Origin of the sequence: Citrobacter sp. CK195 (assembly GCF_030333365.1) — a bacterium.
In the GTDB taxonomy this organism is placed as follows: domain Bacteria; phylum Pseudomonadota; class Gammaproteobacteria; order Enterobacterales; family Enterobacteriaceae; genus Citrobacter_B; species Citrobacter_B koseri.
Genome location: NZ_JAOWGB010000024.1, coordinates 95,519 through 114,198 on the forward strand (window position 1 = coordinate 95,519; position 18,680 = coordinate 114,198).

General features: G+C 56.2%; 19 protein-coding genes. 4 read left to right on the plus strand and 15 right to left on the minus strand.

Going from position 1 to position 18,680, the window contains the following annotated elements:
- Positions 1-7 precede the first annotated feature (7 nt).
- The 4 genes from OGX93_RS11640 to OGX93_RS11655 form a co-directional block, all read right to left on the minus strand.
- Entirely contained in the window at positions 8-688 is a 681-nt protein-coding gene (locus OGX93_RS11640; protein WP_024130824.1) for a D-lyxose/D-mannose isomerase, read from the minus strand.
- A 125-nt stretch (positions 689-813) separates the two neighbouring features.
- Positions 814-1,755: an ABC transporter substrate-binding protein gene (locus OGX93_RS11645; RefSeq protein WP_012134567.1), complete on the minus strand. Its 942-nt coding sequence runs from the start codon at positions 1,753-1,755 to the stop codon at positions 814-816.
- A 101-nt stretch (positions 1,756-1,856) separates the two neighbouring features.
- Entirely contained in the window at positions 1,857-2,852 is a 996-nt protein-coding gene (locus OGX93_RS11650; protein ID WP_047459617.1) for an ABC transporter permease subunit, read from the minus strand.
- A complete protein-coding gene (locus OGX93_RS11655) occupies positions 2,849-4,369 on the minus strand; it encodes a sugar ABC transporter ATP-binding protein (RefSeq protein ID WP_012134564.1) in 1,521 nt (506 codons plus the stop codon). The genes OGX93_RS11650 and OGX93_RS11655 overlap by 4 nt, the downstream gene beginning before the upstream one ends.
- Positions 4,370-4,483: 114 nt before the next feature.
- Here OGX93_RS11655 and OGX93_RS11660 point away from each other — a divergent pair, with 114 nt between their 5' ends.
- On the plus strand, positions 4,484-6,754 hold the full coding sequence (locus OGX93_RS11660; protein ID WP_047459614.1) for a hybrid sensor histidine kinase/response regulator: 2,271 nt from the start codon (positions 4,484-4,486) through the stop codon (positions 6,752-6,754).
- A 14-nt stretch (positions 6,755-6,768) separates the two neighbouring features.
- Here the strand turns inward: OGX93_RS11660 and alsK are convergent, their stop codons facing one another.
- The 6 genes from alsK to OGX93_RS11690 form a co-directional block, all read right to left on the minus strand.
- A complete protein-coding gene (alsK, locus tag OGX93_RS11665) occupies positions 6,769-7,683 on the minus strand; it encodes an allose kinase (protein ID WP_047459611.1) in 915 nt (304 codons plus the stop codon).
- Positions 7,667-8,362: a D-allulose-6-phosphate 3-epimerase gene (gene alsE / locus OGX93_RS11670; RefSeq protein ID WP_047459608.1), complete on the minus strand. Its 696-nt coding sequence runs from the start codon at positions 8,360-8,362 to the stop codon at positions 7,667-7,669. The genes alsK and alsE overlap by 17 nt, the downstream gene beginning before the upstream one ends.
- Positions 8,363-8,371: 9 nt before the next feature.
- Positions 8,372-9,352 (minus strand): D-allose ABC transporter permease, encoded by a 981-nt coding sequence (gene alsC, locus OGX93_RS11675; RefSeq protein ID WP_286449934.1) that lies wholly within the window; start codon positions 9,350-9,352, stop codon positions 8,372-8,374.
- Complete coding sequence (alsA, locus tag OGX93_RS11680) at positions 9,331-10,863, minus strand: D-allose ABC transporter ATP-binding protein AlsA (protein ID WP_112001345.1); 1,533 nt, start codon at positions 10,861-10,863, stop codon at positions 9,331-9,333. The genes alsC and alsA overlap by 22 nt, the downstream gene beginning before the upstream one ends.
- A gap of 250 nt (positions 10,864-11,113) precedes the next feature.
- On the minus strand, positions 11,114-12,049 hold the full coding sequence (gene alsB / locus OGX93_RS11685; protein ID WP_012134557.1) for a D-allose transporter substrate-binding protein: 936 nt from the start codon (positions 12,047-12,049) through the stop codon (positions 11,114-11,116).
- 53 nt (positions 12,050-12,102) lie between these two features.
- Positions 12,103-12,993 carry a MurR/RpiR family transcriptional regulator gene (locus OGX93_RS11690; RefSeq protein WP_153258027.1) on the minus strand — a complete coding sequence of 297 codons (891 nt, stop codon included), beginning with the start codon at positions 12,991-12,993 and terminating at the stop codon, positions 12,103-12,105.
- A 359-nt stretch (positions 12,994-13,352) separates the two neighbouring features.
- Here OGX93_RS11690 and rpiB point away from each other — a divergent pair, with 359 nt between their 5' ends.
- The 3 genes from rpiB to yjdP all read left to right on the plus strand — a co-directional run bounded on the left by rpiB (position 13,353) and on the right by yjdP (position 15,012).
- Complete coding sequence (gene rpiB / locus OGX93_RS11695) at positions 13,353-13,802, plus strand: bifunctional allose-6-phosphate isomerase/ribose-5-phosphate isomerase RpiB (protein ID WP_024130821.1); 450 nt, start codon at positions 13,353-13,355, stop codon at positions 13,800-13,802.
- A 175-nt stretch (positions 13,803-13,977) separates the two neighbouring features.
- Entirely contained in the window at positions 13,978-14,610 is a 633-nt protein-coding gene (locus OGX93_RS11700; RefSeq protein ID WP_048902409.1) for an N-acetyltransferase, read from the plus strand.
- A 69-nt stretch (positions 14,611-14,679) separates the two neighbouring features.
- Complete coding sequence (yjdP, locus tag OGX93_RS11705; RefSeq protein WP_012134552.1) at positions 14,680-15,012, plus strand: DDRRRQL repeat protein YjdP; 333 nt, start codon at positions 14,680-14,682, stop codon at positions 15,010-15,012.
- A gap of 55 nt (positions 15,013-15,067) precedes the next feature.
- Here the strand turns inward: yjdP and phnP are convergent, their stop codons facing one another.
- Genes phnP through phnL form a run of 5 tightly spaced genes read right to left on the minus strand, consistent with a single transcriptional unit; the run spans position 15,068 to position 18,626 of the window.
- Positions 15,068-15,826: a phosphonate metabolism protein PhnP gene (phnP, locus tag OGX93_RS11710; protein WP_115626248.1), complete on the minus strand. Its 759-nt coding sequence runs from the start codon at positions 15,824-15,826 to the stop codon at positions 15,068-15,070.
- An 8-nt stretch (positions 15,827-15,834) separates the two neighbouring features.
- On the minus strand, positions 15,835-16,269 hold the full coding sequence (phnO, locus tag OGX93_RS11715) for an aminoalkylphosphonate N-acetyltransferase (protein ID WP_012134549.1): 435 nt from the start codon (positions 16,267-16,269) through the stop codon (positions 15,835-15,837).
- Positions 16,256-16,810 (minus strand): ribose 1,5-bisphosphokinase, encoded by a 555-nt coding sequence (phnN, locus tag OGX93_RS11720; RefSeq protein WP_012134548.1) that lies wholly within the window; start codon positions 16,808-16,810, stop codon positions 16,256-16,258. The genes phnO and phnN overlap by 14 nt, the downstream gene beginning before the upstream one ends.
- A gap of 2 nt (positions 16,811-16,812) precedes the next feature.
- The gene (phnM, locus tag OGX93_RS11725) at positions 16,813-17,949 is read right to left on the minus strand and encodes an alpha-D-ribose 1-methylphosphonate 5-triphosphate diphosphatase (protein ID WP_200074104.1); all 1,137 of its coding nucleotides are present in this window, start codon (positions 17,947-17,949) and stop codon (positions 16,813-16,815) included.
- Complete coding sequence (gene phnL / locus OGX93_RS11730) at positions 17,946-18,626, minus strand: phosphonate C-P lyase system protein PhnL (protein ID WP_047459594.1); 681 nt, start codon at positions 18,624-18,626, stop codon at positions 17,946-17,948. Before phnL ends, phnM begins: the two co-directional genes overlap by 4 nt.
- Positions 18,627-18,680 lie beyond the last annotated feature (54 nt).

Genomic DNA, 18,680 nt, shown 5'->3' on the forward strand with positions numbered 1-18,680 from the left:
TCCTTGTTCAGCAGAACAGGCGGTACTCGTTACACAACACCAGTTGCGCCGGTTCATCTTCTTCAATGTCGTTATAGCGGGCGATCGGCTGGAGAAAATGGTTGTCATGGTCATCGTCATTGACGGAAGAAACTTCGCCGACCAGCACGTCGCCAAACCCTTTTTCCGCCCAGAAGCTGTGATACAGGCCCGGCGTCAGGCAAATGCTTTCTCCTGGCGAAAGGCGCAGCTGGCTGCCTGCCGCATGGGTCTGCCGACAGCCGTCTATCACAATGGTGACGTCGGTATTGTCGGTCTGGTCCCGGGAGTCGGCGTTCCACAGTTCAACGATTAAATTACCGCCGCCGCGATTGATAATGTCTTCACGCTTGCGCCAGTGGAAATGCATCGGCGTAACCTGCGCGTCGCGCACATGCATGATTTTTTCCGCGTAGCATTTCTCATAAGGCATACCTTTGGGCGAGCCGTTGCGCAGGGTAAACAGCGTCAGTCCCTGAGCGGCAAAATCTGTCCCGCCGAACGCGGTAACATCCCAGCCGAGCCTGAGATCGAATACTTCGCTCCAGGCGGCATCAAGCTGACGCCATTGCGATGGGGCAAAGCTGGCGAAAGGCGGCAGGTGGACGTCATGCATGGAAAAGAATTGCCGCGTGTGGCCGAGAATTTCGTTTATTTCGGAGCGTTTCATTGAAAGAATTCTCCTTATTGTGATGTAGCCTTGTAGGCCGGATAAGGCATTTTTGCCGCCATCCGGCATGGGTTTACTGCCTGATGGCGCTGCGCTTATCGGGCCTACGCAGAGGCCGCTTTCCGTTATTTCACCGTCCAGCCCTTGTAGCTGCCGATGTTGTTTTTATCGATCATCGTCACCGGAATCAGCACAGGTTCACCAGGCGCCGGTTTGCCCTGTAGAATGTCATAGCCGATCTCCACCGCTTTTGCCGCCATCACCTGCGGATCTTGTGCGGGGGTCGCCACAAACAGGGAATTTTCACGCTTCAGCGCCTCTTCGCCATCGGGCGAACCATCCACACCGACGATAAAGAACTCATTGCGCTGTGCCTGTTTTGCCGCCAGATCGGCGCCGATCGCCGTCGGATCGTTGATCGCAAATACGCCGTCGATCTTCGGATTCGCAGCCAGCAGGGCGGTCATCACTTCCAGCCCGCCTTCGCGACTGCCTTTGGCGTTCTGGTTCCAGGAGAGCACCTTGATATCCGGGTGGCGTTTGAACTCGGTCTGGCAGCCCTCGACACGGTTCTGCACGGCGGAAACCGGCGGCCCGTTGATGATCACCACATTGCCTTTGCCTTTCAGACGATCGGTAATGTATTTACAGGCCATTTCGCCCGCCTGGGTGTTATCAGAGGTGATGGTGGCGTCTGCGCCTTCGGCAGCCACGTCAACCGCGACCACCACGATCCCGGCGTCTTTCGCCCGTTTCACCGCCGGGCCGATCCCTTTTGAATCTGCGGCGTTAAGGATGATCATATCCACCTTCGCGGCAATAAAGTTGTCGATCTGCGAAACCTGCTGACCCAGATCGTAGCCGCTGGAGACCAGCGTCACTTTTACGCCATCACCGGCCAGTTTGCGCGCTTCCAGCTCCGCCCCTTTTGTTATCTGCACGAAGAACGGGTTGGCAAGGTCGCCCACCGTCACGCCGATGGATTTCAGTTCTTTGGCCTGTACAAACGGCGATGCGGCCAGTAACGCGCCAGCACAGAGCGCGGTCACTAATGGTTTCAAACGCATACTCTTTTCCTCACGTAGGGTATTGTTGTTATAAGCCTGATGGCGCTGCGCTTATCCGGCCTGCGAACGGGTAGGCCTGCGCCGCCATCCGGCAAGTTTGTCTATGCACTTTGATGGTGTCGGGTACGGTATTTGTCGATCAGCACTGCTATGATGATCACCGCCCCTTTGATCACCAGTTGCCAGAAGTAAGAGACGCCCATCAGCGTCATGCCGTTATTCAGGGTGGCGATGATCAGCGCGCCCACCAGCGTGCCGGTGATCGTGCCGATCCCGCCGACAAAACTGGTGCCGCCGAGGATCACCGCCGCGATGGCGTCCAGCTCATACCCCATGCCTAAGTTGCCGTTGGCGCTGTAGAGACGCGAGGCGCTCATCACTCCGCCCAGCCCCGACAGCAGACCGCTCATGCCGTACACAAACAGCAGCACCAGCCACACTTTGATGCCGGTTAAACGCGCCGCCTGCATGTTGCCGCCCACGGCATAAATATGTACGCCCAGCGTGGTGCGCCGCAGAATGAACCAGCACAGTACGATCACCGCGAGGGCGATAACCACCAGCCACGGAATCGGGCCAAGATAGTTATTGCCGATCCACTCGAAGCTGATATTGGAGTTGATCACCGTGGTGCCGTCCGCCAGCAGGTAGGCCGCGCCGCGCAGCGCCGTATAGGTGCCGAGCGTGACAATAAAGGGCGGCAGCCCGGCGAAGGCCACCAGCGCGCCGTTAATCAGCCCCAGCCCCAGGCCGAGCATCAGCGCCGCCGGAATCGACAGCATGGCGAACTCCGGTATCAGAGAGACCACCATCGCCGCCACGGCGGTGGTGCCGAGAATCGACCCCACGGAGAGGTCGATGCCGCCGGTCAGAATGATGAACGTCATCCCCGCCGCCAGCACGATGTTGATCGACGCCTGGCGGGTGATGTTCAGCAGGTTGCTTTCAGTGAAAAAGTTAGGTGCGATAAAGCCAAATACCGCCACGATCAGCACTAAAATCGGTAAAATACCGACCGTTTGCATCAGATCGCTCATCAACATCTTTTTTGCGGAGGCGGACTTCGCCACCTGCTGGGGAGTGGTTGGGTTATTCATGATTTCACCGCCTCAAGGTGGGAGTCGTTTACGCCGGTCGCCAGCCGCATGATGTTTTCCTGTGTAATGTCCTGGCTGTGCAATTCCCCGGCAATGCTGCCTTCATGCATGACGTAGACGCGATCGCTCATGCCGACGATTTCCGGCAATTCGCTGGAGATCATCAGGATCGCCACGCCCTTACGCGCCATTTCGTTCATGATGCGATAGATCTCGCTTTTCGCGCCGACATCCACGCCGCGCGTTGGTTCGTCCAGAATCAGAATGCGCGGGCCGATGGCGACCCAGCGTGAGATCAGAAGCTTTTGCTGATTGCCGCCGGACAAACCTCCGGCGCGGACCTGGGCATGCGGCACGCGAATGTTGAGCAACTGAATGGCGTCATCGGAGATGCTTTGGGCTTTTTTACGGTTCAGCATCCCCCAGTTGGCGTCGCGCTCCAGCGTCGCCATCGTAATGTTCTCCGCCGCCGCCAGTTCTAAAAACAACCCTTGTTCTTTGCGGTTTTCGGTGAGGTAGCCAATACCGTGCTCAATGGCCTCACGCGGGGAGTGGATCACCACCGGCTCGCCATCCACCTCGATCATCCCGCCGGTGGCTTTACGCACGCCGAAAATCAGGTGCGCCAGTTCGGAACGCCCGGCGCCGACCAGCCCGGCCAGGCCGACGATTTCGCCGGAACGTACCAGCAGGCTGCACGGCTGCACTTTACCGCCGTCGGTAAGGTGATGAACGTTCAGGCGCGGTTTACCGAGCGGGATGTCGCGTTCTTTGTTGAACAGGTCGCTTAACGGACGCCCCACCATCATGCGCACCAGTTCGGACGCGTTGAGTTTGTCGCGGGTGAGGCTGCCGACGTACTGTCCGTCGCGCAGGACGCTGACGCGATCGGACAGCTCATACACCTCCGCCATACGGTGGCTGATATAGATAACCGCCATCCCTTCATCGCGAAGGCGCATGATCAGCTCAAACAGACGGTGGGTTTCACGAGATGAGAGGGCGGCGGTAGGTTCATCCATCACCAGGATACGGCTGTTGCGATGCAGGGCGCGGGCGATCTCCACCTGCTGCTGTTCGGCGATGGTCAGCCGCATTACCCGATCGCTGGCTTTAAACTGCGCGCCGAGTCGGTCGATGACCTTTTGCGCCTGCAACACCATCTCTTTACGCTGCACGATGCCGCCACGCGACAGCTCGCTGCCGAGGAAAATATTTTCGGCGACGGTAAGGTTAGGCGCAAGCTGCATCTCCTGATAAATCAGAGTGATGCCTGCGCTCAGGGCATCTTTCGGCCCACGAATATGAAAGGGCTGACCGTCGATCAGAATCTCGCCGCTGGTGGCGGTATATGCACCGGCGAGAATCTTCATCAGGGTGCTTTTACCGGCGCCGTTTTCGCCCATCAGCGCGTGGATTTCACCGGGATATACCGTCAGATCGACCCCTTTCAGCGCGTAAAATTTGCCAAACGCTTTGGCAATATTGCGCATCTCCAGAACCGGTGTCCTGCTCATGGCGGATCTCCTGCGGGGTTAGCGATATCAGCACTCCATCACAGGAAAGTAAATGCAAAATGTCAGAAGCCGTTCATATTTGTCATATTGCGATTTTTCTTCATGGAGCGTGATATGCCGCAGCACAGACGTCACTTTTTCGCCAGTGCGCGCGGGCGACTGCTGTTTTTTAATCTGCTGGTAGTGGCGGTGACGCTGATGGTGAGCGGCGTGGCGGTGCTGGGTTTTCAGCATGCGAGTCAAATACAGGAGCAGGTGCAGCAGCAAACCGTCGATGACATGACCGGCAGTATGAACCTGGCGCGCGATACGGCGAACGTGGCGACGGCGGCGGTGCGGCTGTCGCAGGTGGTCGGCGCGCTGGAGTACAAGGGCGAAGCGGAGCGGTTGCAGGAGACTCAGCGGGCGCTCAGGCATTCACTCGAACAGCTGGCGACCGCCCCGCTGGCACAGCAGGAACCGGGGCTGGTGGCCCGCATTATTCAACGCAGCAACGAGTTGCAGACCAGCGTGGCGGGCATGTTGCAGCGCGGGCAGCGGCGGCATCTGGAACGTAATACGCTGCTGAGTTCGCTGTATCAGAATCAGAGTTACCTGCGGCATCTGCAACAGCTTGATGCGGCGCAGGATGCGGCGTTGTTCAGTCAAATGGATCGCCTGATTCGCGCCGCCATCGAAACGCCGACGCCGCGCGCCGTCATTAAACAGCTGGATGGCGTGATGCGCGCTCTGCCTGAGCAACATGCCGATCCGCTGGTGAACGTGATTCTGTCTGACTTTAACCAGGAGTTACGCAAACTTGAACCGCTCTCGGCGGCGCTGGAGCAAAGCGACCTGGCCATCAGTTGGTACATGTTCCACATCAAAGCGCTGGTGGCGATTTTAAACAGCGACATCAATCAGTATGCGGCGCAGGTGGCGATCATCTCAGAACAGCGGGTGGCGCAAAGCCATCAGGAATTGCGCTCCGGCGCGTTGTTTATCATGACCTTCGCCCTGCTGGCGGTGGTGATTACCGGTTTTGCCGGGTGGTATATCTACCGCAACCTTGGTTCTAACCTGACGGCGATTTCGCGCGCCATGACCCGGCTGGCGCATGGCGAATCGGATGTCAGCGTCCCTGCCTTGCAGCGGCGGGACGAACTGGGGGAACTGGCGCGCGCGTTTAACGTTTTTGCCCGCAATACGGCGTCGCTGGAGCGCACCTCCCGCCTGCTGAAAGAAAAGACCTCCCAGATGGAGATCGACCGAACGGAGCGTCAGGGGCTGGAAGAGGCGCTGCTGCACAGCCAGAAACTGAAAGCGGTAGGGCAACTGACGGGCGGGCTGGCGCATGATTTTAACAACCTGCTGGCGGTGATTATCGGCAGCCTGGAGCTGGTCAGCCCCGACTCGCCGGATGCGCCGCGCATTACCCGCGCGCTGAAGGCCGCCGAGCGCGGGGCGCTGCTGACGCAACGCCTGCTGGCGTTCTCCCGTAAACAGTCGCTGCACCCGCACTCGGTGGAACTGAAAACGCTGCTGGAAAACCTGAGCGAACTGATGCGTCACTCGCTACCGGCCACGCTGACGCTGGAGATAGAAGCCCAGTCGCCCGCCTGGGCCGCGTGGATAGACGTCAGCCAACTGGAGAACGCGATCATCAACCTGGTGATGAACGCCCGCGATGCGATGGAAGGGCAGACAGGGACGATCAAAATCCGCACCTGGAACCAGCGGGTTACGCGCAGTGACGGACGTCGTCAGGATATGGTGGCGCTGGAGGTGATCGATCACGGCTGCGGTATGTCGCAGGAGGTGAAAGCGCAGGTGTTCGAGCCGTTCTTCACCACCAAACAGACCGGCAGCGGCAGCGGGCTTGGGTTATCGATGGTTTACGGCTTTGTGCGCCAGTCGGGCGGCCGTGTCGAAATTGAGAGCGCGCCGGGGCAGGGGACGACGGTCAGATTGCAGCTTCCCCGCGCCATCGCGCCTGCGGTGGCAAACCTGGAGCCGGTTGCGGTGCAAAGTACCGCCAGCGACGAGAAACTGGTGCTGGTACTGGAAGATGAGGCGGATGTTCGTCAGACGTTGTGCGAGCAACTGCATCTGCTGGGGTATCTGACGCTGGAGGCCGCCAACGGCGAGCAGGCGATGCAGATGCTGGCGTCATCCGGCGAGATTGATGTTCTTATCAGCGACTTAATGCTGCCAGGCAGTCTGAGCGGCGTGGAGGTGATCAACCATGCCCGCAAGCATTATCCCCGCCTGACGCTGCTGCTTATCAGCGGGCAGGATTTACGCCCGGCGCATAACCCCGCTCTGCCGGATGTGGCGCTGCTGCGTAAACCGTTTACCCGGGCGCAGCTCGCGCAGGCGCTGCGGGCGGCGCATGTGCAGGCCTGATAAGCGTCGCGATATCACCGCGACGACAGAAAACGGCAGCGCGCCAGCGTTGCCGCGCCCTGCGCGCCGTTAAACGCGGAGGACGAGGCGGCAATAAAACGTACGGCCTGATACGGCAACGGTCGGCGCAGGTATTTTTGGATCAGGGTAATTAATTGTTCGCGCGGGAAAGCCTGCATATCCATCACGCCGCCGCCCAAAATCACCGCATCGGGATCGAACAGATTTATGCTGGTGGCAATCGCGCGGGCGGCGCTTTCCAGCAGCGCCTGGACGAATGGCGCTTCTCCGGCGTGGACAAACAGTGCGTCCAGCGCGAAATCCCGTGGCTGTTGTTCGTACCAGCGTTTCAGCGCCAGCCCGGAACAGACCGTTTCGAGGCAACCTGGATTGCCGCAGGCACAGGTTTGCGTCATGTCGCCCTGGGGAATATGCCCCAGTTCGCCCGCCACGCCATGCGCTCCGGTCCAGGGCGCGCCGTTCATCCACACCGCGAAGCCCATTCCCGTGCCGAGGTAGGCGGCCAGCACCTGCTGCTGTGTGAGATGGTTTTCCACGACGTCATACGACAGCTGTAAGTTCACGTCGCGGGAAAACGCGACCGGGCAGCCCAGCGCATCCTCCAGTTTTCCCGCGAGGTCATGCACTTCTTCAGGTTGCAGCGGCAAATTGGGTGTCGAAATGATGGTGCGGTTGTCTTTGCCGACCAGCGCCGGAAATCCCATCACCAGACCACGGCAACGCGCCCCGTAGCGTGCGATCTGTTCGCTAATCATCTGCGCAATACCGGCCACCACGCCGGGCGCGATCACCTCCGCCGTACGCTGTTTCTCACAGTGCAGAGTCTCACCGCTTGCCGTTTGCAGGCAAAAACGGATATGGGTTGCCCCCATATCCACACCCGCCACAACGCTATGCTGTTTTTGCATGAGGCAGTACCTCGTTTTTCGCCGTCAGGATCTGCGCCGTCATCACTTGCCATGCGTCGTCGATATTCTCCGCGTGGTTAAACAGCCCGGAGGTGCCGACGATAAAGACATCCGCGCCTGCCGCCATCAATTTTTCGTAGGTGGCCTGATTGCAGGAGCCATCCACTTCAATTTCGTAATGCAGCCCTTCACGCTCGCGCCAGGCTTTCAGCTCGGCGATTTTATCCAGCATTTCCGGGATGAACGGCTGCCCGGCAAAGCCGGGATCGACGGTCATCACCGTCACTTTATCAGCCTTATGGATATAGTATTTCATCGCCTCAACCGGTGTTTCCGGGTTGAGAATGAGGCCCACTTTCATACCGTGGCGGCGGATTTCGTCAATCAGACGGAATGCCTGACCGTTGATGGTTTCCGGGTGCAGCGTGATGAAATCCGCACCGGCGCGCGCCAGTTGACCAATATAATCCTGCGGACGCGTCACCATCAGATGACAATCAAGAGGTTTGCTCGCCAGTTTCTTGACCTGGCTGACGAAGAAGGGGGACAGCGTCAGATTCGGCACAAAGTGGCCATCCATAATATCAATATGAAAATAGTCTGCATGGCTGTCGATAAATTCGATCTGTTCTTTAAACTTCAGCAGATCCATACACATTAAAGAGGGAGAGATTTTCATGATCATTCCTTACTTACTGATAAGACGGTCAAGGGCGACAGCCGCGATAATTAATCCGCCCATCACCACCAGTTGGTAATAGGTTTGTACCTGCAAAATATTCAGACCGTTGTTGATGGTGCCGATGATTAAGCCGCCAATTACCACCGAGAAGATGCGCCCCTTGCCGCCGAAGAAGCTGGTGCCGCCAATGATGGCGCTGGCGATGGCGTAGGTTTCAAAACCCATTCCGGCTAAGGGTTCTGCGGCGCCGAGTCGCGCAGTAGAAACCACGCCCGCCAGTCCCGCGCAAATGCCGGAGATGATAAACACCACCAGGATGTGAAACTTCACGTCAATCCCGGAATAGAACGCCGAGTTTTTGTTGCCGCCGAGCGCGTAGATGTTGCGCCCAAGCCGCATGCGGGTAGTGAGGAACCAGAGGATCACCGCGACAATCAGCGAGAAGATGACCGGCACGGGAACACCTAACACGCTGGCGGCGAAGAAGTTCACGAAGTCGAATGAGAAGCCGTATACCGAGTTGGCGTCGGAAATCACCAGCGTGATACCACGGAAAATCGCGTTAGTGCCAAGGGTGATAATGAACGGATGCAGGCCAGTCCAGTTCACCAGGCAGCCGTTAATCGCTCCCAGCGCACCGCCGACCAGCACGCCGCCAATCAGCGCCGCAAATAACGGATCGACGCCTGCCAGCATCAGTTTGGCCGTCACCATCCCGGACAGCGCCAGAATCGCCCCGACGGACAGGTCGATACCGGCGACCAGGATGGCAAAAAATTCACCCATGCCGATCAGCACCGTTACCGAACTCTGGACAAAAATCTGGGTGATGTTGTTGGTGGTCAGAAAATATTCTGACGACAGCGAACCGAAGATGGCGACGATAATCGCCAGGATGAAGAAGGTGCCGTATTTATCCCAGAACAGCGCAAAGTTGAACGGTTTCTTCCCGTTCACGTCACCTTTTACTCTTGTGGTAATGCCCATGCCATAATCTCCTCTTCGCTCATGTCATCGCGATTGGTCAGGATTTGCGTCAGTCGTCCTTCGCAGAACACGGCGATGCGGTCGCAGACGGCGATAATTTCAGGAAGTTCAGATGACACCATCAGGATGACTTTTCCGTCGTCCGCCAACTGGCGCATCACTTTATAAATTTCGGCTTTCGCACCGACGTCGATACCACGGGTCGGCTCGTCGAAAATGATCACCTCCGGGCTACAGCACAACCATTTGGAAATCAGCACTTTCTGCTGGTTTCCGCCGGAGAGTTCGGTGATGTTCTGGTTAACGGAATGACACTTCAGCGCCAGCAGTTCGCGCTGCGCTTCGGCGGTACGCTGCTCGTCGCCTTCGTGGAACAGGCCCATCGCCCCCTTAAAGCCGCCGCTTTTCAGGCTGCGGCCGATCGCCATGTTCTGGGCGATAGAGAAATTGGGGAAGAAGCCGTTATCCCGGCGGCTTTCGGTGATGTAAGCCATCCCTTTTTTCACCGCATCCAGGGGGGAGCGCGGGGAGATGGTTTTCCCGTTCAGACGGATCTCGCCGCTTGCGCGTTTATCGACGCCGAACAGGCAATCCATCAGCTCGGTGCGCCCGGAGCCGACCAGTCCGGCGAAACCTAAAATTTCGCCCCGGCTGACGCTAAAGGAGATATCGCGAACCTTTTTCTTGTCGCGGCTGGTGACGTTTTTCACCTCGAATACCGTATCGCGCTCGATGTTGCCGGTGCTCTCTTTCATGGCGTTAAAGCGGTTTTGCAGTTCGCGGCCAACCATCAGGCGGACGATATCGTCGTTGCTGACGTCGCTCACCATCCCGCTGCAAACGCTGCTGCCGTCTTTCATCACCGTATAGCGGTCGCAGATGCGGCGAATTTCCGCCAGCTTATGCGAGATGTAGACGATGGCGGTGCCCTCTTTGCGTAGCTGGTTCATGATCAGAAACAGGTAGTCCACCTCTTTATTGGTGAGCGAGGAGGTGGGTTCGTCCATGATGATCACTTTGGCGTTGAGCATCAGCGTCTTGGCGATTTCCAGCATTTGCTTATGGCTGATGGATAAATTCGCCACCTTTTCGTCTAAATCGACTTTTAAACCGACGCGCAGCAACATCATGGCGGCCCGTACGCGCATCTCTTTCCAGTCAATAATATTGACGCCACAGACTTTTTTCGTCAGATGACGACCAATATATAAATTCTCCAGCACGGTTAATTCATCAATCACGCTGAGTTCCTGATAAATAATGCCAATGCCGAGTTGTGCCGCTAATTTGTGATCCAGCTTGTCGTAATTAACGTTATTAATCGTAATGGTGCCTTTGGTCGGTTCATGTATTCCCGACAGAACCTTCATCAACGTTGATTTACCGGCGCCATTTTCTCCTAATAATGCGTGTATTTCATAAGGATAAACCGTTAAATCAACCGATTTTAATGCGTGAACCGGACCAAAGGATTTGCCGATCCCCGCCATCGAGATATATGGCGTGACCATAATTAACCTCTTTTACACTTCATCCTTCAAGCTGCCTCTTTGTTGGCTACCTTCGCTCACCCCAGTCACTTACTTATGTAAGCTCCTGGGGATTTACTCAGTTGCCGCCTCGATGCATCTCGAATGATTTTGTGTAAGAAAAATATTGACTAAATCAGTGCCATTGCCTGATGGTGCTACGCTTATCAGGCCTACGTTCGGGTCGGCCGGATAAGAGGTTTTCGCGTCGCCATCCGGCCTATTTACGGACTTACTTTGCGACCAGGATGGAATCGACCAGCTTAAATTCCGGCGCTTTATCCAGCGGGATCACGTTGCCTGATTTCGCGGCATCAACCATCAGCCTGAGCCCTGTCGCGCCGATATCCGCAGGGTTCTGAGCGATTGTCGCCGTCATCTGTCCGGCCTCCACCATTTTGCGGGCTTCCGGGATACCGTCTGTACCCACTACCAGCACTTTTCCGCTTTTCCCGGCGTTAGCCACGGCCTGGGCGACGCCCATCGCCATGGTGTCGTTAGCGCAATAAATCGCTTTGATATTCGGGTTGCGTTGCAGCACGTTGGTGGCAACGTCTAACGCTTTGATTCGGTCCCAGTCTGCGGGTTGGCTGGCGACCAACTTGATTTGGCTTGCCTTTTTGAAAGCCTCGGTTGCGCCATTGCGGCGCGCCTCGCCGGAGGCGTTACCGGCTTTACCTTCAATAATGGCGACTTCACCGCCCTCGGCGCCCAGTTTCTCAATAATGAACTCCGCGCCTTTGGCGCCCACGGCGACGTTATCGGTGGTGACAAACCCTTCGACGTTACCGCCCGCTTTTTTCAGGTTATCCATATCGATTTTTTCATCGAGATTGACCAGATAAATCCCTTTCTTCCACGCGCGGGCGACGGGCATCACCAGGTTTACTGAGGATAATGGCGCAAAGGCGATACCTTTGTAATTTTTATTGCTGAGATCTTCGAATAGCTGCAACTGAGACTGAAAGTCGCCTTCCGAAGGCGAGGCAAAAATATCGACGCTGACACCCAGCGTTTTTGCTTCATCTTCAATACCTTTTTTCATATCCACCCAGAATGGATTGGATAATGTTTTTAATACTACGGCATATTCGGCGGCGGCAAATGCGCTGGTGGACAACATTAAGCCCATAGCCGCACCGCTGAAATATTTCAGATATTTATTCATAGCAGTATTCTCAGTGTAGGGTGTTGCTCCCGAAAATGAGAGCAACGAGCATTTTATTTCAGCGCGCCTGGTGAAAAGAAATCAACAATTGCGCCAGTTTTTTGCATATTAATGGTTGCCTGTTCGATATTCAGTTGGGCGACGGAAACAAAAAATGCATCCAGTAGAGTGAGTTGTAATATGCGTGCGGAAGCATTACGCCCTAATAACGGTGTTTCTGGTGCTGGCGAACAAATAATATAGTCAGCCAATTTGGCGATAGGTGAATGGTAGCTGTGGGTGATACAGATAATTTTGGCACCATTCTTTTTCGCCAGTTCAACCGCGGCTTTTACATCACTGGTGCGCCCGGAATGGGTCACTACCAACACGACATCGCCTTCTTTTAATAGCGATGCGGACATCATCATGATGTGCGCGTCCGGGTAAGTCTGGCAGCGCACGCCGATGCGTAAGAACTTATGCTGTACGTCCGCGCAGATGGCATTCGACCCGCCAGCGCCATACAAATCACGCTGCTTCGCCTGATAAAAGAAGCGTGCGGCGCGATGAATCTCATCCACGTTGATGATTGACTGACCTTCCATAATGGTGCGTAAGGTAATGTTGAATACCTTATTCACCACATCCTGCGGCGCTTCATCAAAGGCCAGTTCGGCAGGCAATACCTGCTCAGACTGAGAAAAATAGTCTTCCAGCGCGCTGCGTAAGTTGCGAAACCCGCTGAATCCCAGCAGTTTCGATACCTTAACAATCATGGCTTCAGATACCGCCAGCGCCTCTGCGACATCTTTAATGGCTGGCGCGCTGCTGAGATTACCCGGCTTGAGTAACCACTCGACGATACGGCTCTCGTTCTCCGTCATGCCTTCCTGCTTCATGCGCAGGTAAGGCGCAAGCCCGATGCCGTTTGGAAGCCCTGAATCAAATTCTGACTGACTCATTACGTTCTCTTGTCCTTGAAATGAAGACGCCACTATATCACCACAGCAGGAACAGAAAAGATGCTGACCACTTCACAAAATAGTTAAATTTATAAAGTTTGTCATTTCGTGAATTTAATAGCGTTGATAAAAATACGGAATGAAAATAAGTCAATATAAAACAATGAATTATAGTTTTCGCTTGTTCAGGTGCAGCCTGTGTAAGCATCAAGGTAGGGTATTTGTCGCTCTTGCTTTGCCGAACGGAGGTGTGTAGAACAGGCCCATACAGCGTCTTTCTGTCGATTTATTGTTCTTTTAAATTCATTTAAATCACAAATATTTTTTATTCGTAAAGTTTGACCGGGGCGAGAATGAGTATGAAAAAGATAGCATTTGGCTGTGATCACGTTGGTTTTATCCTGAAACAGGATATTTTGACGCACTTAACCCAGCGCGGTATTACGGTGATTGATAAGGGAACCTGGTCGCCGGAGCGCACGGATTACCCGCATTATGCCAGCGAGGTGGCACAAGCCGTTGTCTCTGGCGAGGTTGATGGCGGTATTCTGGTGTGTGGCACCGGTGTGGGGATTTCGATAACGGCAAACAAGTTTGCCGGAGTCCGCGCCGTCGTTTGCAGCGAACCCTATTCGGCACAGCTTTCGCGCCAGCATAATGATACCAACGTGCTGGCTTTTGGCTCGCGGGTTGTTGGGCTGGAGCTGGCAAAAATGATCGTGGATGCCTGGCTGGATGCGGGGTTTGAAGGGGGGCGCCATCAAAAGCGCGTGGAGGCGATTATGGCGATAGAACAGCAGGGCAAATGAGATTTTTCATGTTCTCTCATTTGATTTGCGAGCGAGTATCAGAAAATCAACGCCCCTGAAGGGTTTAGGAATTCATCAAGAGCGAAGGCAAAACCGGTGATGCTAATCTGCGCAAATACTGCCTGATTAGGATATAAAGGGAATTATGCCGGTACTGACAAGAGGTGACTCACAGATGATTGTGATGCCGACAACTTACAGCCCAATGACCGTCGCCCGCGCTTTTAATGTCGTGGAAGAATTTGCGCTTTCAGGGCGCGTTTTGCATGTTATTTATGATAGACAGACTCCGCGAGCAGCGATTATTGAAGCGGATGTTGAGATGTTTGAAGGCGTGCCTCGCCATCGCGTTATTGCTGCGCTTGATTTGCAGTATAAATCCGCTTTAGGCAGAGATATCGTTGCCGTAGAACGATGCTGGGAAGATACACATGTTCTTCAGGCTGAAGGGGTATGTGTTGATCCGGCTGAGCGTGATAAGGGATTAGCCACGCGCTTGTACGAAGCGCTGATCCTGAAGTGTGGCATCACCTTGATCAGTGATTTTGAACAGTATGACGGTGGAAAAATGCTCTGGCAGAAGATCGCTCGCGAGTCCGATCAGATCGCGGTTTTCGTATTAGATACGGAACTGGGCGCATTCTGGCCATATGACGGTACAAAGGTAATTTATGATGGCGGTTGTATCCCTGAGGAGCGTATCTGGAGCATCTCGCCGGATCAAAAATGTCATGGCGTTGTTTTGGTTGCAGAGGACAAACAGCGCGCAAACCAGCTAATGGAAACAACCGCGCCTTACCGGGTTTGAGATTCCTCCGCTACACGTCGAACAGGCCATTCGCTACCGTGAGGGGAAGATCTCTGCGAGGCTGGTTTTATGAAACGCTATTCTACGCTCATTGCTCTGGGCCTGTTGTCGCTGACGACGCTTCCTGCGCATGCCGATATTGTTGATGACACCATCGGTAATATTCAGCAGGCGATCAATGACGCGTATAAATCTGACAACGGGCGGGATTATGAGGATGACCGCCGTGATGAAGAGTGGCAGCGCCAGATGAGCGACGATCGCCGCAGACAATATGACGACAGACGCCGTCAGTTTGAAGATCGGCGTCGCCAGTTGGACGATCGCCAACGCCAGCTCGATCAGGAACGTCGTCAGCTGGAAGATGAAGAGCGCAGAATGGAAGACGAGTACGATCGTTAACCGCGCGACAATCGTAGGCCGGATAAGGCGCAATGCGCCGCCATCCGGCGTAAGGCTACTCCAGCACAATCTCCATCCCGTCATATCCGGCTTCAATGCCGCCCGGCAGGGGGTTATCCATCAGCCATACGTCGAACGAGTGGCTGATGTGGGTGAGAATGACCCGTGGGCAGTGAATCACCTCATTGAGCGCGATAACCGTGTTTACATCGCAGTGATTACGCGGCGCTTCCGCGCGTGGCGCGTGACTACAGTCGATGACGATCGTCTGCGGCTGGTTATTCAGCAGAAATTTTACTGTCTTATCCGGCAGCGCTGCGGTGTCCGACAGCCACGCGACGCGGCTGTGCGCAGATTCCAGCAGATAGCCAAACGTCAGTTTTGAATGGTTAAGCGGCAGCGGCGTTACCTGTAATCCCTGGAGCTCGAAGACCACAAACGGTTCGACGGTATGGCTGAAATCAAGGATGCCGGGGTGTTTAAACAGATCGTCGCAGCCCTGTTCATCCGGCGGGCCATAAACCGGAATCGCGGCGCCCACGCCCCAGCGCAGGGGGAACAGCCCCTGAACATGATCCATATGATAATGCGTGAGCAGAAACTGCTGAAAAGATCCGGCGGGCCAGCGATCGGTAAGATCGTGCAGACCCGCATCAAGCAGCGTTACCGCGTCATTGAATTTGACGACGCCGCTACAGGGGCGGCGGCGATACTGCTCCTGTAAGCGTGCCCGACGGCAGGCGAGACAATCGCAGCCGTATGCTGGCACGCCCTGTGCGCCGCCGGTTCCTGTTAGCGTAATCGTCAGGCTCATTAGTCACCTCAAAGCGCTTTGGTAAAACGAAAATGGCTTTGCGCATACCCTTCACGCAGATAAAACCGGTGCGCATCATGGCGTTTCACGCTGGTGGACAGCTCCGTCATCTCCGCGCCGGCCTGGCGGGCTTCTTCTTCCGCCCATGCCAGCAACCGGCTGCCGACTTTCAGACCTCGCGCCTGTGGCATCACCACCAGTTCCTGGATCTCCCCGATCCAGTTAGCGTGATGCAGGTGGTACTGCATATGCAGGCCGATCATCCCGACAACCTGCCCGTCGCGCAGCGCCAGCTGGTAGCGTATCGTGCGATCCTGTAAATTTGAGGCAAACCCGGCGCGAAAGGCCTGGCGATCGAACTCCGCTTGTTTCAGTTCGCAGATCAGTTGATACACCGCGTCGGTATCGTCCGGCGTGGCCCGGCGTAGTTCACAGACAGGCATGGCTTTTCTCCTGGCGGCCCATTAACGTTAATAAGGTATCGACTGACTGTAGCAAACTTCCGTCATTATTGAGGATATGACAGTTAAAAGGGGCGTAACGGGCCGCGCGCGCCAGGCGAGCGGCAATCTCGGTTTCGCTTTCACGCCCGCGCGCCTGTAGGCGCTGGCGCAAAATATCGGGAGAGACCTGCAAACAGATGGGCAGCAGCGCTTTGCCGTAGCGGGCCTGCGCCTGCGGCAGATGGGCGCGTGAGCCGTTAACCACCACGTCAAAACCGGCGTGCAGCCACAGATCGATCTCCACGCCAACGCCGTAGTACAGGCCATTAGCGTGCCAGCTCAGCGCCAGTAAATTTTGCCCTGCCCGAGTGAAAAACTCCTGCTCGCTCAGCGCAATATGGTTCTCGTTGCCCGCGTTAGCCGCACGCGTGATATAGCGGTGCGCAACCAGCAACTGCGTATGTTCCCGCTGGCGGAGCGCCGCCAGCAAACTGTCCTTACCGGAGCCGGACGGCCCCATCAGCCAGATCAGTTTTCCCATAGTCAGAACACCCTTTTACCCTGACGCCAGACGTGGTCGATATGAATGTGATCGCCTTTACGGTGCGCCAGCACCAGGTCGGCGCGCCTGCCTTCGGCGATGATGCCGCGATCGTCGAGATTCAGCGCGCGCGCCGGGTTGCGTGTCACCAGGCGCATTGCCTGCGGCAGCGTAAATGTGTTGGCCTCGTCGTCCGCCACGCGGAATGCCGCGTCGAGCAGGCTGGCGGGGTAATAGTCGGAGGAGAGGATATCCAGCAACCCCAGTTCTGCCAGCTTATGCGCCGCCACGTTGCCGGAGTGCGAACCGCCGCGCACGATGTTGGGCGCGCCCATCAGTACGTTCATCCCATGCTTGCGTGACGCCTCTGCCGCCTCGAACGTGGTGGGAAATTCGGCGATCACGCTGCCAAGCTGATGCGATTCCAGCACATGATCGGGCGTTGCGTCATCGTGGCTTGCCAGCGCGAGATGACGTTCGCGGCACATCTGCGCGATGGCGGCGCGGTTCGGCTGCGACCAGCGCGCCGCAAGCTGAAGCTGTTCCTCTTCGTAGCGGGCCATCTGCTCATCATTGAGTGAATATTTGCCCTGATAGTATTCACGGTACTTCTCGCGGTTAGCGAACTGGCGCTGACCCGGCGAGTGATCCATCAGCGAGACCAGCGTTACCGGCTCACGATCCACCAGCTTTTCGAACAGCGGCAGGGTGGTGTGATGGGGCAATTCACAGCGCAGATGCAGGCGGTGTTCGGCACGGTTAACGCCGCGTTTCTGCGTCTCTTCGACGGCATTGATCATCTTTTCCAGATTTTCCAGGCGATCGCCGCCGTCGCGGACATCGCCAATCGCAACGGCATCCAGCACGGTGGTGATACCGCTGGCGACCATCAGCGCGTCGTGGCTGCTCATGGCGGAATGGGCGGGCCAGTCCACCTTCGGGCGTGGGGTGAAGAATTTGTCGAGATTATCGGTATGCAGCTCAATTAAACCCGGCAGCAGCCAGCCGCCTTCGCCATCCAGCGCCTCGGGGTGACGGCTCTGACTTTCCGCAAAGGCGCGGATAATCCCATCCTGCATTTCCAGCGATCCCTGCACCACTTCGTCTTCCAGCACCAGCTTTACGTTGTTGATAATCATGATGTGGTTCCCATCAGATGCAAACGATCCGCTACGCGATCGCGTACGGTTTGATCGTGAAAAATGCCGACAATCGCCGCGCCGCGCGCTTTGGCTTCTTCAATCAGCGCGACCACGGCGGCGCTGTTTTTGGCGTCCAGTGAGGCGGTGGGTTCATCAAGCAGCAGGATCGGGTAATCGACGATAAACCCGCGCGCGATATTCACGCGCTGCTGCTCGCCGCCGGAAAAGGTGGAGGGCGCGAGATGCCATAGCCGTTCCGGGACGTTCAGGCGCGTCAGCAGATTCGCGGCTTTCGCGGCGCACGTTTCGCGGGCGACGCCCAGATCCAGCAGCGGCTGCATCACCACATCCAGCGCGGAGATCCGGGGGATCACGCGCAGAAACTGGCTCACCCAGCCGATCGTCGAGCGACGCACTTCCAGCACCTTGCGCGCCGGGGCCTGCACCAGATCGATCCACTCATCGCTATGACGAATGTGGATGTGCCCTTCGTCCGGCAGATAGTTGGCATATAGCGAGCGCAACAGCGTCGATTTACCGCTCCCGGAGTGGCCGTGCAGCACCACGCATTCACCGTTTTGTACCTCCAGAGAGGCGTTTTGCAGCACCGGCAGGCGCACGCCATTTTGCTGGTGCAGCACAAAGGTTTTACTGACGTTTTCTACGCGAATCATTTTGGCCTCTTAATTCTGATTGCCGGATGGCGGCTTCGCCTTATCCGGCCTACA

Bases quoted from the DNA above. Each gene is read 5' to 3' on its own strand.
- OGX93_RS11640 (WP_024130824.1), bottom strand. From the start codon at position 688: ATGAAACGCTCCGAAATAAACGAAATTCTCGGCCACACGCGGCAATTC.
- OGX93_RS11645 (WP_012134567.1), bottom strand. From the start codon at position 1,755: ATGCGTTTGAAACCATTAGTGACCGCGCTCTGTGCTGGCGCGTTACTG.
- OGX93_RS11650 (WP_047459617.1), bottom strand. From the start codon at position 2,852: ATGAATAACCCAACCACTCCCCAGCAGGTGGCGAAGTCCGCCTCCGCA.
- OGX93_RS11655 (WP_012134564.1), bottom strand. From the start codon at position 4,369: ATGAGCAGGACACCGGTTCTGGAGATGCGCAATATTGCCAAAGCGTTT.
- OGX93_RS11660 (WP_047459614.1), top strand. From the start codon at position 4,484: ATGCCGCAGCACAGACGTCACTTTTTCGCCAGTGCGCGCGGGCGACTG.
- alsK (WP_047459611.1), bottom strand. From the start codon at position 7,683: ATGCAAAAACAGCATAGCGTTGTGGCGGGTGTGGATATGGGGGCAACC.
- alsE (WP_047459608.1), bottom strand. From the start codon at position 8,362: ATGAAAATCTCTCCCTCTTTAATGTGTATGGATCTGCTGAAGTTTAAA.
- alsC (WP_286449934.1), bottom strand. From the start codon at position 9,352: ATGGGCATTACCACAAGAGTAAAAGGTGACGTGAACGGGAAGAAACCG.
- alsA (WP_112001345.1), bottom strand. From the start codon at position 10,863: ATGGTCACGCCATATATCTCGATGGCGGGGATCGGCAAATCCTTTGGT.
- alsB (WP_012134557.1), bottom strand. From the start codon at position 12,049: ATGAATAAATATCTGAAATATTTCAGCGGTGCGGCTATGGGCTTAATG.
- OGX93_RS11690 (WP_153258027.1), bottom strand. From the start codon at position 12,993: ATGAGTCAGTCAGAATTTGATTCAGGGCTTCCAAACGGCATCGGGCTT.
- rpiB (WP_024130821.1), top strand. From the start codon at position 13,353: ATGAAAAAGATAGCATTTGGCTGTGATCACGTTGGTTTTATCCTGAAA.
- OGX93_RS11700 (WP_048902409.1), top strand. From the start codon at position 13,978: ATGATTGTGATGCCGACAACTTACAGCCCAATGACCGTCGCCCGCGCT.
- yjdP (WP_012134552.1), top strand. From the start codon at position 14,680: ATGAAACGCTATTCTACGCTCATTGCTCTGGGCCTGTTGTCGCTGACG.
- phnP (WP_115626248.1), bottom strand. From the start codon at position 15,826: ATGAGCCTGACGATTACGCTAACAGGAACCGGCGGCGCACAGGGCGTG.
- phnO (WP_012134549.1), bottom strand. From the start codon at position 16,269: ATGCCTGTCTGTGAACTACGCCGGGCCACGCCGGACGATACCGACGCG.
- phnN (WP_012134548.1), bottom strand. From the start codon at position 16,810: ATGGGAAAACTGATCTGGCTGATGGGGCCGTCCGGCTCCGGTAAGGAC.
- phnM (WP_200074104.1), bottom strand. From the start codon at position 17,949: ATGATTATCAACAACGTAAAGCTGGTGCTGGAAGACGAAGTGGTGCAG.
- phnL (WP_047459594.1), bottom strand. From the start codon at position 18,626: ATGATTCGCGTAGAAAACGTCAGTAAAACCTTTGTGCTGCACCAGCAA.